Origin of the sequence: Clostridium coskatii, from assembly GCF_001675205.1 — a bacterium.
Classification (GTDB): domain Bacteria; phylum Bacillota; class Clostridia; order Clostridiales; family Clostridiaceae; genus Clostridium_B; species Clostridium_B ljungdahlii.
This window is the reverse complement of sequence record NZ_LROR01000056.1, coordinates 1-16428: the sequence shown is the minus strand read 5'-3', so window position 1 is coordinate 16428 and position 16428 is coordinate 1. Positions and strand designations below refer to the sequence as shown.

Annotated in this window: 12 protein-coding genes, 1 riboswitch and 1 other annotated feature; of the genes, 11 read left to right on the top strand and 1 reads right to left on the bottom strand. The window is 32.1% G+C overall.

What is annotated here, in order from left to right; translation table 11 throughout:
- Nucleotides 1-19 precede the first annotated feature (19 nt).
- From nifB to CLCOS_RS13960, 9 genes are all read left to right on the top strand, one after another.
- Complete coding sequence (gene nifB, locus CLCOS_RS13995; protein ID WP_063601659.1) at nucleotides 20-1291, top strand: nitrogenase cofactor biosynthesis protein NifB; 1272 nt, start codon at nucleotides 20-22, stop codon at nucleotides 1289-1291.
- A gap of 96 nt (nucleotides 1292-1387) precedes the next feature.
- Nucleotides 1388-2215: a nitrogenase iron protein gene (gene nifH, locus CLCOS_RS13990; protein ID WP_063601658.1), complete on the top strand. Its 828-nt coding sequence runs from the start codon at nucleotides 1388-1390 to the stop codon at nucleotides 2213-2215.
- A 38-nt stretch (nucleotides 2216-2253) separates the two neighbouring features.
- Complete coding sequence (locus CLCOS_RS13985) at nucleotides 2254-3765, top strand: nitrogenase component 1 (RefSeq protein ID WP_063601657.1); 1512 nt, start codon at nucleotides 2254-2256, stop codon at nucleotides 3763-3765.
- 11 nt (nucleotides 3766-3776) lie between these two features.
- Entirely contained in the window at nucleotides 3777-5129 is a 1353-nt protein-coding gene (locus tag CLCOS_RS13980; RefSeq protein ID WP_063601656.1) for a nitrogenase component 1, read from the top strand.
- Nucleotides 5130-5462: 333 nt separating this feature from the next.
- A riboswitch (SAM riboswitch) is annotated at nucleotides 5463-5574 on the top strand.
- Between the two features lie 80 nt (nucleotides 5575-5654).
- Nucleotides 5655-5813 (top strand): YezD family protein, encoded by a 159-nt coding sequence (locus tag CLCOS_RS21540; protein WP_082853575.1) that lies wholly within the window; start codon nucleotides 5655-5657, stop codon nucleotides 5811-5813.
- A gap of 124 nt (nucleotides 5814-5937) precedes the next feature.
- A complete protein-coding gene (locus CLCOS_RS13975) occupies nucleotides 5938-6504 on the top strand; it encodes a class I SAM-dependent methyltransferase (RefSeq protein ID WP_192847915.1) in 567 nt (188 codons plus the stop codon).
- Nucleotides 6505-6564: 60 nt separating this feature from the next.
- A complete protein-coding gene (locus CLCOS_RS13970; protein ID WP_063601654.1) occupies nucleotides 6565-7044 on the top strand; it encodes an S-ribosylhomocysteine lyase in 480 nt (159 codons plus the stop codon).
- A 348-nt stretch (nucleotides 7045-7392) separates the two neighbouring features.
- Nucleotides 7393-9597, top strand: a complete 2205-nt coding sequence (locus tag CLCOS_RS13965) for a DNA topoisomerase III (RefSeq protein WP_013238995.1) — start codon at nucleotides 7393-7395, stop codon at nucleotides 9595-9597.
- 58 nt (nucleotides 9598-9655) lie between these two features.
- Nucleotides 9656-10831 carry an iron-containing alcohol dehydrogenase gene (locus CLCOS_RS13960; protein WP_013238994.1) on the top strand — a complete coding sequence of 392 codons (1176 nt, stop codon included), beginning with the start codon at nucleotides 9656-9658 and terminating at the stop codon, nucleotides 10829-10831.
- Between the two features lie 90 nt (nucleotides 10832-10921).
- Here the strand turns inward: CLCOS_RS13960 and CLCOS_RS13955 are convergent, their stop codons facing one another.
- A complete protein-coding gene (locus tag CLCOS_RS13955) occupies nucleotides 10922-11572 on the bottom strand; it encodes a hypothetical protein (RefSeq protein WP_063601653.1) in 651 nt (216 codons plus the stop codon).
- A gap of 848 nt (nucleotides 11573-12420) precedes the next feature.
- Between CLCOS_RS13955 and CLCOS_RS13950 the strand changes: the two genes are divergently transcribed.
- Both CLCOS_RS13950 and CLCOS_RS13945 read left to right on the top strand, forming a co-directional pair.
- Nucleotides 12421-13833 (top strand): amino acid permease, encoded by a 1413-nt coding sequence (locus tag CLCOS_RS13950; RefSeq protein ID WP_013238992.1) that lies wholly within the window; start codon nucleotides 12421-12423, stop codon nucleotides 13831-13833.
- 479 nt (nucleotides 13834-14312) lie between these two features.
- Nucleotides 14313-15731: an amino acid permease gene (locus tag CLCOS_RS13945; RefSeq protein WP_063601652.1), complete on the top strand. Its 1419-nt coding sequence runs from the start codon at nucleotides 14313-14315 to the stop codon at nucleotides 15729-15731.
- Between the two features lie 181 nt (nucleotides 15732-15912).
- Nucleotides 15913-16112, top strand: a binding site (T-box leader).
- Nucleotides 16113-16428: the final 316 nt, after the last annotated feature.

Below are 16428 nucleotides of genomic sequence, written 5' to 3'. Positions count from 1 at the left end.
GAAAAGGAGATAATAAAATATGAGTAAAGAGCTTGCAACAAAATCTATTAGTGAAAAGACACTTACACATCCTTGTTATAATTGTATTGCCCATAAATATGCAAGAATGCATATACCTGTGGCTCCAAAGTGTAATGTAAGTTGTAATTTTTGTAACAGAAAATATGATTGTGTAAATGAAACCAGACCTGGAGTAACAAGTGAAGTGCTAACACCTGAAGGAGCTAGAGACAAATTTAAAATAGTGAGGGATAAGGTAAGAAATTTGACAGTAGTAGGTATAGCAGGGCCTGGCGATCCTCTTGCAAATTTTGATGAGACTAAAAAATCCATAGAATTAATAAAGAAAGAATCAAAAGATATTACTTTTTGTCTTTCAACTAATGGTTTAATGCTTCCTTTTTATGCAGACAAATTAATAGAATTAGGAGTTACACATTTAACTGTAACTATAAATGCAGTTGATCCTAAAATAGGTAGAAAAGTATATAAATTTGTAAACTATTTAGGAGATACTTTTGTTGGAGAAGAGGCAGGAAGAGTACTTTTAAATAATCAATTGTCAGGACTTAAATATGCTGCACAAAAAGGAATAGTATGCAAAGTAAATATAGTTATGATAAAGGGAATTAATGATCTGCATATCCCTGAAATAGTAAAGAAAGTTAAGGAATGTGGAGCATATATGACGAATATTATGCCTCTTATACCTGTTAAGGGAAGTGTATTTGAGAATAATCCTACAGTAACTGAAGTGGAATTGAATGATATGAGAAGAGATTGTGAGTTAACATTAAAACAGATGTATCACTGCAGGCAGTGCAGGGCAGATGCTATAGGAACCTTGGATAATGATGTATCAGGCGAGTTTAGAGAAAGCACAGAAAGCTCACAAAACAGTGAAAACAACTTAGAGGATAAAAATGTAATTCAATTGAAAAGCCATAAGTATAGGTTTGCTGTTGCAAGCAAATCAGGTGTAAGTATAGATGAACATTTTGGACATGCAACAGAATTTTATATATATGATGTGATAAATGATGAAATCAAATTTAAAGAAAAGAGAAAGGTAAATAGATACTGCAGTGGGGGATATGATTGTGGAGAACATGAAGATAGAATAGAAAATATAATAAAAAGTGTAATTGACTGTAACGCAGTACTTGTGGTTAGAGCAGGATTTGAACCTATAGATAGACTACATGAAAAGGGAATAAGATTATTTCAAATGTACCAGGAAATAAATGAAGGTATAAGAAAAGCTGCAAAATTACTTAAAAAAGATGAGTAAAATAATTATTAGTTGACTGGAAAACCAGAGGCTAAATAGAATTTACATTTTATTTAGCCTCTATTTTTTTATTTTTAAATTAGGAGGAATATATAAATGAGACAAATAGCTATTTATGGAAAAGGTGGAATAGGTAAATCTACAACTACACAAAATTTAACTGCAGGTTTATCTGAAATAGGAAAAAAGGTTATGGTAGTTGGATGTGATCCAAAGGCAGATTCTACAAGGCTGCTTTTGGGAGGACTTGCACAGAGGACAGTACTTGATACGTTGAGAGAAGAAGGTGAAGATGTAGATTTAAATTATATATTAAAAGAAGGCTTTAATGGTATAAAATGTGTAGAATCAGGAGGACCTGAACCGGGGGTAGGATGTGCAGGAAGAGGTATCATAACTTCCATAAACATGCTTGAAAGACTTGGAGCATATACAGAAGATCTGGATTATGTTTTTTATGATGTTTTAGGTGATGTTGTATGCGGAGGGTTTGCTATGCCAATTCGTGAAGGAAAAGCAAAAGAAATATATATCGTGGCCAGCGGTGAAATGATGGCACTGTATGCAGCAAATAATATATCAAAGGGAATAAAAAAGTATGCAAATAAAGGAGGAGTTAGACTAGGTGGAATCATATGCAACAGCAGAAAGGTAGACAATGAAAAAGAGCTTTTGGAGGCATTTGCAGAGGAACTAGGTACACAGCTTATTTATTTTGTACCAAGGGATAATGTAGTTCAAAGGGCAGAAATCAATAAACAAACAGTAATACAATTTGATCCTGAATCAAACCAGGCAAGAGAATATAGATCCCTGGCAGAGGCAATAGAAAAGAACAAAAATTTTGTAATTCCAAAGCCAATGTCACAAAAAAAGCTGGAAGAAATATTTTTAGCTCATGGACTGGTAGAGCAGGTAGTGTAAAATATCATCATTAGAAATTCAATGAGGAGGTAAAATTAATGAAATTTAATCTTAAAAGTTCAGTAGTAAAGACACGTGAGCAGCGACTTGGAACTATTATTGGATGGAAAACTGGAAAAGCTTCTGAGCTTTCCAGGGATTCTGCCTATACATGTGCAGGCTGCAAGGGAAATGGAGGAAAAAGATTGTGTGAAGCCTCAGGACCATTTACACAAGGTTCAACCTGCAGTGAACAAATGGTAGAATGTCAGGCTGGAAATGTAAGAGACGCAGTATTAATTCAACATGCACCAATAGGTTGTGGAACAGGACAGGTAGCTTATAATTCTATATATAGAAATGGTCTTGCCATTAGAAAGTTACCTATTGAAAATATACAAATAATAAATACTAATATAAAAGAAACTGATATGGTATTTGGTGCACTTGGCAAATTAGAGCAATCTATAAGAGATGCATGGAATAGACATCACCCTAAAGCAATTTTTGTTGGCACTTCATGTGCTTCTGGAATTATAGGCGAGGATGTAGACAGTGTTGCAGTTAAAATGCAAGAAGAACTTAAAATACCTGTTATACCAATGCCATGTGAAGGCTTTATGTCAAAGCACTGGAGTACAGGTTTTGATGCTACACAACACGGTATTTTAAGACAAATAGTAAAGAAAAATCCTAAGAAACAAGAAAATCTTATAAATGTAATTAATCTCTGGGGAAGTGATGTGTTTACTCCTATACTAAAAGAACTTGGTCTAGAAGTAAATTATGTTATTGATTTAGCTAAAGTAGAAGATTTGGAGAAGCTTTCAGAGGCTGCTGCAACTGTTACATTTTGCCATACATTGTCTTCTTATATGGCAGCTGTTCTGGAAGAACAGTTTGGAGTACCGGAGGTTAAAGCTCCACAGCCTTATGGAATTGCAGGAACTGATGCCTGGATAAGAGAAATTGCGAAAGTTACCCATAGGGAAGAAAAGGCAGAAGCTTATATAGAGAGAGAACATAAGAGAATAGCACCAAGGCTAAAAGAGCTTAGGGAACTTCTAAAAGGGAAAAAAGGTTATGCAGCTACAGGTTCGGCATATTCCCATGGACTTATTGCAGTACTTAAAGAACTAGGAGTTCAAGTGGATGGTTCTCTTGTATTTCATCATGATCCTGTATATGACAGCAATGATCCCAATAAGGACTCTCTGAAATTTTTAGTAGATAACTATGATGATGTTCCTAAATTTAGTGTGAGCAACAGACAGCAGTATCAATTTTATGGTCTATTAAAAGAAGTTAATCCAGATTTTATTCTTATAAGACATAATGGATTGGCACCTCTTGCATCTCGTATGGGAATTCCAGCAGCACCGCTTGGTGATGAGCATCATGCTGTAGGTTATCAGGGAATTTTAAATTTAGGGGAAACCATTCTTGAAATATTAGCTCATAAAAAGTTTCATCAAGATTTGAAAGAACATGTAAAATTGCCTTATACAAAATGGTGGCTTGATCAGAAAGATCCATATATACTTGAAAAGCAAAATTATGCAGTGGAATAGGAGTGAAAATAGTGACAAATACAAAAAATGTAGAAAAATCAAATTCAATAGAACAGGTAAGATATGGATGTGCCATTGGGGCAATGCACAGTGCCTTTGCAATTCCAAGGGTTATTCCAATTACTCACTGCGGTCCTGGATGTGCAGATAAGCAAACTTCCAATATATCTTTTTATAATGGATTTCAAGGAGGAGGCTATGGGGGAGCATCTGTTGTACCAAGTACCAATATACATGAAAAAGAAGTTGTATTTGGAGGCGAAGATAGGCTGCGGGAATTAATTGAGTCATCCTTTAAAGTTCTTGATGCAGATTTATTTGTAGTTATGACAGGATGTATACCAGATACTGTAGGAGATGATGTAGGAGCTGTAGTAAGTGAATTTCAAGATAGAAATCTTCCTGTAGTATATGCTGAAACAGGAGGATTCAAAGGAAATAATTTTATTGGACATGAGCTTGTAACAGAAGCTATTATTGATCAGTATGTAGGAGATTATAAAGGACCTTTGAAAAAAGGACTTGTAAATGTCTGGTCTCTTCTTCCATATCATAATACTTTTTGGAGGGGAGACCTTACAGAAATTAAAAGAATTCTGGAAGGTGTAGGTTTTGAAGTTAATATTTTATTTGGACATGAGAGTAGTGGAGTTTCAGAATGGAAAAATATCAAAAAGGCACAGTTTAACCTTGTGCTTTCCCCATGGCTTGGACTTAAAACTGCAGAACATTTAAAAAGGAAGTATGGACAGCCATATCTGCATATTCCTACAATCCCTATAGGAGCAAAGGAAACAAGCAGCTTCTTAAGAAAGGTAGTGGATTTTGCAGGCATAGATAAAAATAAGGCAGAAGAATTTATTGAGAAGGAAGAAAGAAAATATTATGAGTATCTGGAAGATTTTTCTGACTTTTATGCAGAGTATTGGTGGGGACTACCTGCTAAATTTGCAGTTGTAGGTGACAGTGCCTATAATTTGGCGGTAACAAAATTTTTAATAAATCAGCTTGGACTTATACCTGCAAAACAAATTATTACTGATAATCCACCAGAAAGATATAGAGATCTTATAAAAGAGCAGTATAAAAATATAGCAGAGGATGTTTCAACAGATGTGGAATTTGAAGAAGATAGCTATACAATACATGATAAGTTGAGAAAAACTGATTTTGGACACAAGCCTCCTATTATTTTTGGTACTACTTGGGAAAGAGATTTGGCTAAAGAACTAAAGGGATTTATAGTGGAAATAGGATTTCCAGCATCCTATGAGGTGGTTATATCAAAATCATATATAGGTTACAGAGGAGCTCTTACTCTGCTTGAAAAAATATATACTACTATAGTTAGTGCCAGTGCTTAAATTTATATAACTGCCCCAAACGTAGTGATAAAAGTTTTGAATTCTCTGCAGCTTTAAAGCTCATCTGCTTGAAAGGTCCTAGTTCCTGCTTTTGGTTGAAGTAACTTGGAGGAAGATGAGAGAGGAAGTCATGTAACTACAGTAGATATAACCCTTTTTTATCAAATTTATTCTGTAAAAAAGGGTTTTTATTTAACTTTATTAATTTATCTGGGATATGATCAAATGCGGTATACTAAACATTATCACAATTCAATCATAAATAAAATGAGAGAAAAATTAGACGTTGATAAATGGATAATAATATTGTATAATTATAATAATTTAATATTATTCTTATCAAGAGTGGCGGAGGGACTGGCCCTATGATGCCCGGCAACCTGGATATAGTGAAATATATTCAAGGTGCTAATTCCAACAGGAATATATACCTGAAAGATGAGAGCTTAGAGGAAATTAATAACTTCTTGCATTTCATCTGCAGGAAGTTTTTTTATTTAGGAAATTTTATATTGGGGAGGGATAATAGTGGATAAAAAAAGACTCTGCCGGGGTATTTCAGAAAAGGATCTAGATAGATTGTTGGATATGCTAAAAGTAGTTAACTATGGATCAATAACTTTAGTTATTCAAGATGGTAAAGTTGTACAAATAGAAAAAAGTGAAAAAGTTAGGTTGATATGATATATTTTTACTTGATATATAGATAAAGGAAAGTATGGGCTTTTAAATTTACAGATTAGATGTATAATATGATATAGAAATTATTACTATAATATTTTAGTAAAGGTTATGGAGCTGGTACTTGATGCAAAATTATTTTACAAATGCAGTTAATATAGCTAGGGATATATGTAAAAGAAAACTTAATAAAGGTGATATAGCAGTTGATGCTACTATGGGAAATGGAAATGATACGGAACTTCTAGCAGAACTTGTAGGAAGTTCTGGAAAAGTTTATTCTTTTGATATACAGGAAACTGCCCTTCAAAATACAAGGGAAAAGTTAATGAAAAACAATGTATCTGAATGGGTAAAATTAATACATGATGGTCATGAAAACATGGACAAATATGTAAAAGATAAAGTAAATCTCGTTATTTTCAATTTGGGGTATTTGCCTAAAGGGGAACATTCTGTTACAACAAAATTAGCAACTACACTAGTGGCACTTAAAAAAGCTTTGAATTTAATATGTAAAAATGGAATAATAATTTTAGTTGTATATTACGGACATGAAGAGGGAAAGTTTGAAAAAGAAGAACTGGAAAAATATACAGAAAAATTAAATCAGAAGGAATATAATGTAGTAAATTTATGTTTTACAAATCAGATTAATAATCCACCTATGATCATTGCAGTTGAAAAGAGATAATTGTTTGACGCAAGAGGATATAAATGCTAATATACAATTAGTTTTAGGAGGCGATAGGCAATGGAAAAAATTGCAAGTTTTACAGTTAATCATTTAAAGTTACAGCCAGGTGTTTATGTATCGAGAAAAGATAAGTTTAAAGATGTAGTCCTGACTACTTTTGATATAAGAATGACAAGACCAAATTTTGAGCCTGTTATGAATACAGCAGAAGTTCATACTATTGAACATTTAGGCGCAACTTTTTTGAGAAATCATAAAGAGTATGGATCTAAAACTGTGTACTTTGGACCTATGGGGTGTAGGACAGGCTTCTATTTAATACTAGAAGGAGATTATAAATCAGCAGATGTAGTGGATTTACTTAAGGAAATGTATAAGTTTATTGCAGACTTTGAAGGAGATGTACCTGGAGCAGCGGCAAAGGATTGTGGAAATTATTTAGATATGAATCTTTCTATGGCAAAATATCTGGCAAATAAATTTCTAAAGGAAGTTTTAACAAATATCACAGATAAAAACCTGAATTACCCAGACTAATGTTTGAAAATATATTTTAAACAAAAAATCAACTTATACTACGTATAAGTTGATTTTTAAGTTAGAATATATAGATAATTAACTCTACATGATCTATATGTAGAGCCCCTAATTGAAATTTGAACTTTGTTCTTTAAAAATATTGCATAAGTTAACTTTCAGATTAGAGACCCCACATATGGGTAGTCTGAAGCTATTCACGCTGCTCAACTTGTAAAGAGGTATAATAAATCGTATAATATGAAATAGAAGTTTTTACAATATAGCAAATTTTAAACCAACATTGTTTTGTATTTAATGAATAAAGACAAATATAATGATATTAATAAAGCATGAAAGGAAATAAATATGGGTAAAATACTGGTATTAGCTGAAAAGCCTTCTGTAGGAAGAGAAATTGCGAGGGTCTTAAAATGTCGTAAAAAGGGCAATGGATGGTTAGAAGGGGAAAAGTATATTGTAACTTGGGCTTTGGGCCATTTAGTTACTTTAGCAGATCCAGAAGCTTATGATGATAAATATAAAACTTGGAAGCTAGAAGATCTACCAATGCTTCCTAAGTATTTAAAGCTTGTAGTTATAAAACAAACTGGAAAACAATTTAATGCAGTAAAAGAACAATTAAATAGAAAAGATGTAACAGAAATTGTTATTGCTACAGATGCTGGAAGAGAAGGGGAACTAGTAGCAAGATGGATAATTGAAAAGGCTAGAGTAAATAAGCCTATAAAAAGACTTTGGATTTCTTCTCAAACAGATAAAGCTATTAACGAAGGCTTCAGAAATTTAAAACCTTCATCACAATATGATAACTTATATAGGGCAGCACAGTGTAGAGCAGAAGCAGATTGGATTGTAGGACTTAATGTTACAAGAGCATTAACTTGTAAGCATAATGCTCAGCTTTCAGCAGGAAGAGTTCAGACTCCAACTCTAGCTATGATTGTTCATAGAGAAGAGGAAATTAAAAACTTTAAACCAAAGGATTATTACAGTATAATTGGAAATGCTAATGGATATACTCTTCAATGGCAAAATGGTAATGGACATTTTAATACTTTTGATGAAAACTTTGCAAATAAAGTAGTATCAAAAGTTAATGGTCAAAATGGCAAAATACTTGATGTAATAAAAAGCGATAAGAAAAAATATGCACCAGCACTTTATGATTTAACAGAGCTTCAAAGAGATGCTAATAGACTTTTTGGTTACTCTGCAAAGCAGACACTTTCTATAATGCAAAGATTGTATGAGAATTATAAATTTTTAACTTATCCAAGAACGGATTCAAGATATATTTCAGCGGATATAGTGCCTACTCTGCCAGAGAGATTAAAAGCAATATCAGTAGGAAATTATAGCAAATTTGCCATGGAAATTATGAGAGGGAAAATAAGAGCACATAAGGGCTTTGTAGATGATAGTAAAGTTTCAGACCATCATGCTATAATTCCAACAGAGGAAAAAGTTATTCTTTCAAAGTTAAGTAATGAAGAAAGAAAAGTATATGATTTAGTAGTTAAGAGATTTTTAAGTGTTATGCTTCCTCCTTTTGAATATGTGCAAACAACTGTAAAGGCAGAAATTAATGGAGAAAACTTTGCAGCTAGTGGAAAGGTAATTAAATCAAAGGGATGGAAAGCTGTATATGATAAGAATGAAGACTTTGATGATAATGATGGGCTGCATGAAAATCAATTAAAGGAACAGGTACTTCCGAACTTAAATAGAGGAGATAGTATAAAGCTTACAGCAGTTAAAATGCATAAGGGACAGACTAAACCACCTGCAAGATTTAATGAAGGAACGTTGTTATCTGCCATGGAAAATCCACAAAAATATATTAACATGAATAAGGAATACGCAAAAACTCTTGGAGAAACAGGTGGACTTGGAACAGTTGCTACAAGAGCTGATATAATTGAAAAATTATTCAATACTTTTTATATAGAGAAAAAAGGTAAGGAAATAATCCCAACTTCTAAAGGAAAGCAGGTTGTGGAATTGGTTCCAGAAGATTTAAAATCACCACTTTTAACTGCAAAATGGGAAACTGACTTGAATCTGATAAGTAAGGGAAAACTAAATGATAAAAGCTTCATAGGTAATATGAGGAATTATTCAGTAAAGCTTGTGGAAGATGTAAAAGGAAGCCATGATAAATTTAGACATGACAATTTATCAGGAGCTAAATGTCCTGAATGTGGTAAATATATGCTTGAGGTAAATGGAAAGCATGGAAGAATGCTTGTGTGCCAAGATAGGGCTTGCGGCCATAGAGAAAATTTAGCAAAATTAACTAATGCAAGATGTCCTGAATGTCATAAAAAATTGGAACTTAGAGGACATGGAGACGGCCAAGTTTATGTTTGCATAAATAATAATTGTAATTTTAGAGAGAAGGCATCATCCTTTAATAAAAGATTTGATAATAAGCAAGGCAAGAACAGTAAAAGAGACGTAGCAAATTATATGAAGAAGATGAAAAAAGAAAGTGAAGTTCCAATGAACTCAGCTTTAGCAGATGCATTAGCCAAATTGAAGTTAAAATGATAAAGATTATTTTATTGTTTAGCATAATCAGAAAAATTAGTAAGTGAGGGATGTTATTATGGAAAACTTTATTTTTAAAAATGCTACAGAAATTATTTTTGGTAAGGATACCGAAAATCTTGTAGGAAGTAAAGTAAAGGAGTATTCAAAGTCAGATAAAATACTCTTTTGCTATGGGGGAGGAAGCATAAAAAGATCTGGTCTATATGATAGAGTTATAAAGTCCTTAAAAGAAAATGGAATTGAATTTATAGAACTTCCAGGAATTAAACCTAATCCAAGATTAGGACCTGTTAAAGAAGGTATAAGACTATGTAGAGAAAATAATATAAAATTTGTACTATCTGTAGGAGGAGGAAGTTCAGCAGATACGGCTAAAGCTATTGCTGTAGGAGTACCTTATAAAGGAGACGTATGGGATTTTTATACGGGCAAAGCTGAAGTGAAAGAGGCTCTTCCTGTAGGAGTTGTAATAACATTACCTGCTACAGGTACAGAATCTAGTAATAGTTCTGTTATTATGAATGAAGATGGTTGGTTTAAAAAAGGATTAAATACAGTACTTATAAGACCTGCTTTTTCAATTATGAATCCTGAACTTACTTTTACACTACCAGAGTATCAAACTGCTTGTGGTGCTTGTGACATTATGGCACATATAATGGAAAGATATTTTACAAATGTGAAACATGTAGATATAACTGATAGGCTTTGCGAAGCTGCACTTAGAAATGTTATAAATAATGCCCCAATAGTTTTAAAAGATCCCAAAAACTATGATGCTAGGGCAGAAATTATGTGGACCGGTACTATAGCTCATAATGATGTGCTTAGTGCGGGTAGAATAGGTGATTGGGCTTCTCACAAAATTGAACATGAATTGAGTGGGGAAACAGACATTGCCCATGGAGCAGGACTTGCAATTGTATTTCCTGCATGGATGAAATATGTATATAAACACGATATCAATAGATTTGTACAATTTGCAGTAAGGGTATGGGATGTAGATTTATCTTATAGTTCCTGCGAAGATATTGTACTTGAAGGCATAAGGAGAATGACAGCATTTTTCAAGAGCATGGGGTTACCTGTAACTTTAAAAGAAGGAAGTATAGGAGAAGATAAAATTGAAGAAATGGCTAATAAGTGCACGGATAATGGAACTAAAACTGTAGGACAATTTGTAAAATTAAATAAAGATGATATTGTAAAAATATTAAATTTAGCTAAATAATATTGAATTAAATTGCATTAAAAATGGTATGGTATATTTTATTAAAATATACCATACCATTTTTGATACACATGTTATATTAATAACTTATTAAGCACAATTAATAGCCTTTTCTATATGACGCATACTGCAAAATATATTGCTGCACCTTGAACAGCAGTGGTCATCTCCATTTACAGATATGCTTGCGTCAGCTCCATAAACGTAAGTTAAGGATTTATGAGGATATACACAATTATTTACCATCTTAACATTGTGAAATTCGGCATCTTTCAGTTTGCTTAAAATATTATTTTGATACTCTAATTCTATTTCTCCATCGCCAGGAGCTACTTTATGAGTAATACCTAAATTTATTTTAGAAGCTTTGCTGCATATAATATGATGTAGTTGAGAACTCATGTTGAATAGGTAATTACTAGACATGGAATCTAGTAGCAAGGCTTCATAAAAGTTGCCGTTTTCAAACATTTCATTTATTTTATTAGTGCATTTTTCTCCTAAAGTTATTAGACAATATATTGTAAACTTGCATTTAGATAACATATTTAAATTAATACTTTCATCTTTTTCTTCCATCTTGAAAATTCCCAGTGGATTTGAATGATCTTTTAGTATAGGTAGTAAATTTTTGTACATCTTATCTAGGTCATTATATTGAGGCATTTTACCATAAGATTGCACCATCTTTATAACCCTATCCTTATTTAATTGAAACTTAAAACTAGAAATTATATTCATTTGCCTCACCTCACATTTATATCTAAATTTCATAACTATATTATATTAAAATGTAAGGCTAATTGCAAGCAAAAATATGAATTTATTCATATTTTTTTTGCCAAAAATATCATTCATCCAATTCACGATAGATAATATCATGTAAAATAACACTTTTGACTGATTTTAATCAATGCTAAAAGTCCAATTATAGTTCCAATAAGGAATATGATGGACTTGGACTTGCATATTTAACTTTTACCCAACTTTAGCACATATAAAATTTTGAATTAATATAAAATATTGCGAAGCAACTTTTCAGAGGACAATTGACAGAGGACAATGAAGGTGAGTTTTCCTCTGTACATCAGAAAACTAATTTATTTTTAAGCTTGTTTTGCTAAAGCAAAATATCGCTTAAGTAGGTATCTAAAATGTATGATTTTCAGATAATTACTTACTAAAAGAGCACCAATTAAAAATAAAAGAACATAAGTTTCTTTCAAATTGAAGATTTTTCGTAGTATAGCGGAGAAAAATCATCCTTAACTGTCCACTGTCAATTGTCCTCTGTCCTATAGTTAAAAGATTTTCATGTATAAGTTGAATTAAAATGAGGAATTATATAATAGATACCAGAGAAATTATTGAATAAAGCAAAAAAATTCAATTCAAAAAAATATAAGCATATTTTCTAATAAAGATAAAATAGCAAGGATTATTTTACAATGTTATAAAAATACCTATTATTTTTTGCAACAATTTTATTAAATGATATTGAATTATACAAAAAATGATGATATGATTAATAAAATATTCATTTTAAAAATAATTTATTATTCATTTTATTTATAAGGGGGAGATACTGTATGAAAAATATTTTTAGAACCAAGCCTATTGAAAGCCTTTTAGCAGAGACTAAAGGAAAGGATGGCTTGTCCAAAGTATTAGGCTCTTTTGAACTTACTATGCTAGGCATAGGCGCAATTATAGGTACAGGTATATTTGTATTAACAGGAATAGCAGCAGCAAACTATTCTGGACCAGCACTTGTAATTTCATTTATTATAGCAGGACTTGCTTGTGGATTTGCAGCACTTTGTTATGCAGAGATAGCAGCAATGGTTCCTGTAGCAGGAAGTGCATACACTTATGGTTATGCGGCACTTGGAGAATTTTGGGCCTGGATCATAGGATGGGATTTAATTCTTGAGTATGCTTTTGCAATTGGCACAGTTGCAATTGGATGGAGCGGCTACTTTACTAGTATTGTAGCTGATTTGGGACTAAAACTTCCAACAGCTATTACAAAAGCACCTTTTGAAGGCGGACTAATAAACTTACCTGCAGTAGCTATACTTGTAGTAATAACAGGCATATTGGTAGCAGGTGTAAAACAAAGTGCAACTACAAATAATATAATAGTTGCTATAAAGTTAGCAGTAGTACTTTTGTTCATAGTATTAGGCGTTAGCCATGTTAATACTGCAAATTGGCATCCATTTATGCCTTATGGATGGAAGGGAGTTTTCTCAGGAGCATCAGTAATATTCTTTGCTTATATAGGATTTGATGCAGTTTCTACTGCAGCAGAAGAAGTAAGAAATCCACAGAAGGATTTACCTAGAGGAATTATAGCATCTTTAATAATATGTACTGTGTTATATATTGTAGTATCAGCCATATTAACAGGAATGGTTCCATATCTGAAATTTAAAGAAACAGCAGCTCCAGTAGCTTTTGCACTTCAGCAGGTAGGAATAAATTGGGGATCAGCTTTAGTTTCAGTTGGTGCAATTTGTGGACTGACTTCAGTTTTAATTGTTATGATGTTTGGTCAAACTCGTATATTATTTGCAATGTCAAGGGATGGACTTTTACCTAGAGTATTTGGACACGTTGATCAAAGGTTCCATACACCTGTAAAAAGTACTTTACTTGTTGGTATTATAACTATGATAGTAGCTGGATTTACACCAATAGGCGTTGTTTCCGAATTGACTAACGTAGGTACGCTAGCAGCATTTATAATAGTATCTGCATCAGTTATAGTTTTAAGGAAAAAGGAACCAGATAGACCTAGAACATTCAAAGTTCCGTTTTCACCGGTTACACCTGTTCTTTCTATGGCAGCTTGTGCTTTCTTAATATTCAATCTGCAAAAGATAACTTTGGTAAGATTTGCAGTGTGGCTTGTTATAGGACTCGTATTATACTTTGTATATGGGTATAAACACAGCACTGTAAGTGGAGATAATTCAATTGACGAAAGTGCTATGTAAAGAGATATATAAAATTTAATATTAGTTTAATATTAGGTGGAGTTTAACTCCGCCTAAAAAACTAGGTATAGTAAATTTGCTATACCTAGTTTTTTACTGTTGTTATACAAATGATATATAACCAATAAAGAATATAAAAAATTCACAAACTGTACAGAACAGTATAAAATAAATTTATTTTTTAAATATTCAGATAAATATAATTCATAAATAAATTGTATAATCTATGCATTTTGCATAATTGAATAAACTAAAAGTATGCATTTCAATGTATAAGTGCATATTAAATAATTACAAATATACACCTATTAAAATTATTAAACATTAAAAAAATATATGTAAAAATCATAAAATCATATTGAATTGTATAAAAAATGGTGGTATTATTAATAATAAATTCATTTTTAGAAATAATACTGGCATGACATTATAAAATGACAGTGTTGTTTTTCAGTTAAATTTAGGGGGGCAATTGACGTATGAAAAATATTTTTAGAACAAAACCCATCGAAAGTCTTTTGGCAGAGACTAAGGGAAAAAATTCCTTAGAGAAATCATTAGGAGCTTTCGAACTTACTATGTTAGGTATAGGGGCGATAGTAGGTACAGGGATATTTGTACTGACAGGAATAGCGGCAGCAAAATATTCTGGACCAGCACTTGTAATTTCATTTATTATAGCAGGACTTGCTTGTGGATTTGCAGCACTTTGCTATGCAGAGATAGCAGCAATGGTTCCTGTAGCAGGAAGTGCATACACTTATGGTTATGCGGCACTTGGAGAATTTTGGGCCTGGATCATAGGATGGGATTTAATTCTTGAGTATGCTTTTTCAGTTGGCACAGTTGCAATTGGATGGAGTGGATATTTTGTTAGTATTTTAGGCGATTTAGGTATAAAACTTCCGGATATTATTACAAAAGCACCTTTTGAAGGTGGACTAGTAAATTTACCTGCAGTAGCTATACTTGTAGTAATAACAGGTATATTGGTAGCAGGTGTAAAACAAAGTGCAACTACAAATAATATAATAGTTGCTATAAAATTAGCAGTAGTACTTTTATTTATAGTGTTAGGTGTTAGACATGTTCATCCTGCAAATTGGCATCCATTTATGCCTTATGGGTGGAGTGGAGTTTTTTCAGGAGCGTCAGTAATATTCTTTGCTTATATAGGATTTGATGCAGTTTCCACTGCAGCAGAAGAAGTAAAGGATCCAAAGAAGGATTTACCTAAAGGAATTATAGCATCTTTGATAATTTGTACTGTATTATATATTGCAGTATCAGCTATATTAACAGGAATGGTTCCATATCTGAAATTTAAAGATACAGCAGCTCCAGTAGCTTTTGCACTTCAGCAGGTAGGAATAAATTGGGGATCAGCTTTAGTTTCAGTTGGAGCAATTTGTGGATTGACTTCAGTTTTAATTGTTATGCTATTTGGTCAAACTCGTGTATTGTTTGCAATGTCAAGGGATGGACTTTTACCTAGAGTATTTGGACAGGTTAATCAAAGATTCCATACACCTGTAAAAAGTACTTTACTTGTTGGCATTATAACTATGATAATAGCTGGATTTACACCAATAAGTGTTGTCTCAGAACTAACTAATATAGGTACACTAGCAGCATTTATAATAGTATCTGCATCAGTTATAGTTTTAAGAAAAAGAGAACCGGATAGACCTAGATCATTTAAAGTTCCATTTTCACCGGTTACACCTATTTTTGCTATGATAGCTTGTGCTTTCTTAATAATCAATCTGCAAAAGGTAACTTTGGTAAGATTTGCAGTATGGCTTGTTGTTGGACTTATAATATACTTTGTATATGGAAATAGTCACAGTGTTATGAACGATGAAGATTTGGCAAGTACACAAGATGCGGCAAAATAATTTCTGCTTATTAGGTCATGTTTATATAGCATGGCCTGATTTTTTAGCAGTTTAGGGATTTATGTATATTTTTGAATTTATTTTCTAAAAAATTAAAAAAGTTATTGACATTTAAAAAATAAGATAGTATTATTAAAACATATACTAAATGTGAAAGTGTAATTAAATTGAAAATTATATAGTAAAAATTAGGATAGGGAAGAGTAATTAGTGAAAGATTTCAAAGAGAATGAGGTTAGGTGAAAGCTCATAAATTATTAGCTAGTGAAAATCACCCTGGAGTTGTTTAACTGAAATATAAGTAAGTTATACCGGCAGAGCCGTTAATTGAATTAAGTAAAAAATTGGGTGGTACCGCGGACCAAACTTCTCGCCCCAGAGGGCAGAAGTTTGGTCTTTTATAGTATATAAATATAATATAAAAGGTGTAATTCTAACTTAATTAAGTAAATAAGTGTAAAAAAAGAATAAATAAGTATGTGAAAAAAATAACAATCAATCTATTTTTTAGTCTAACTAAGTATAAATTATTATATTATTTGATAAAATAATTGATTAATATATAAATAAGATAGTGTAAAGTGAGCTATGAAAAAAATAACTCCAAAAAATATGCTTGTAAGAGCTTAGGTGATTGTGAATTTTTTCTAAAATAAGGTTTGATTGTTAGAACCGCCACCCTTGACTGCATGATAAA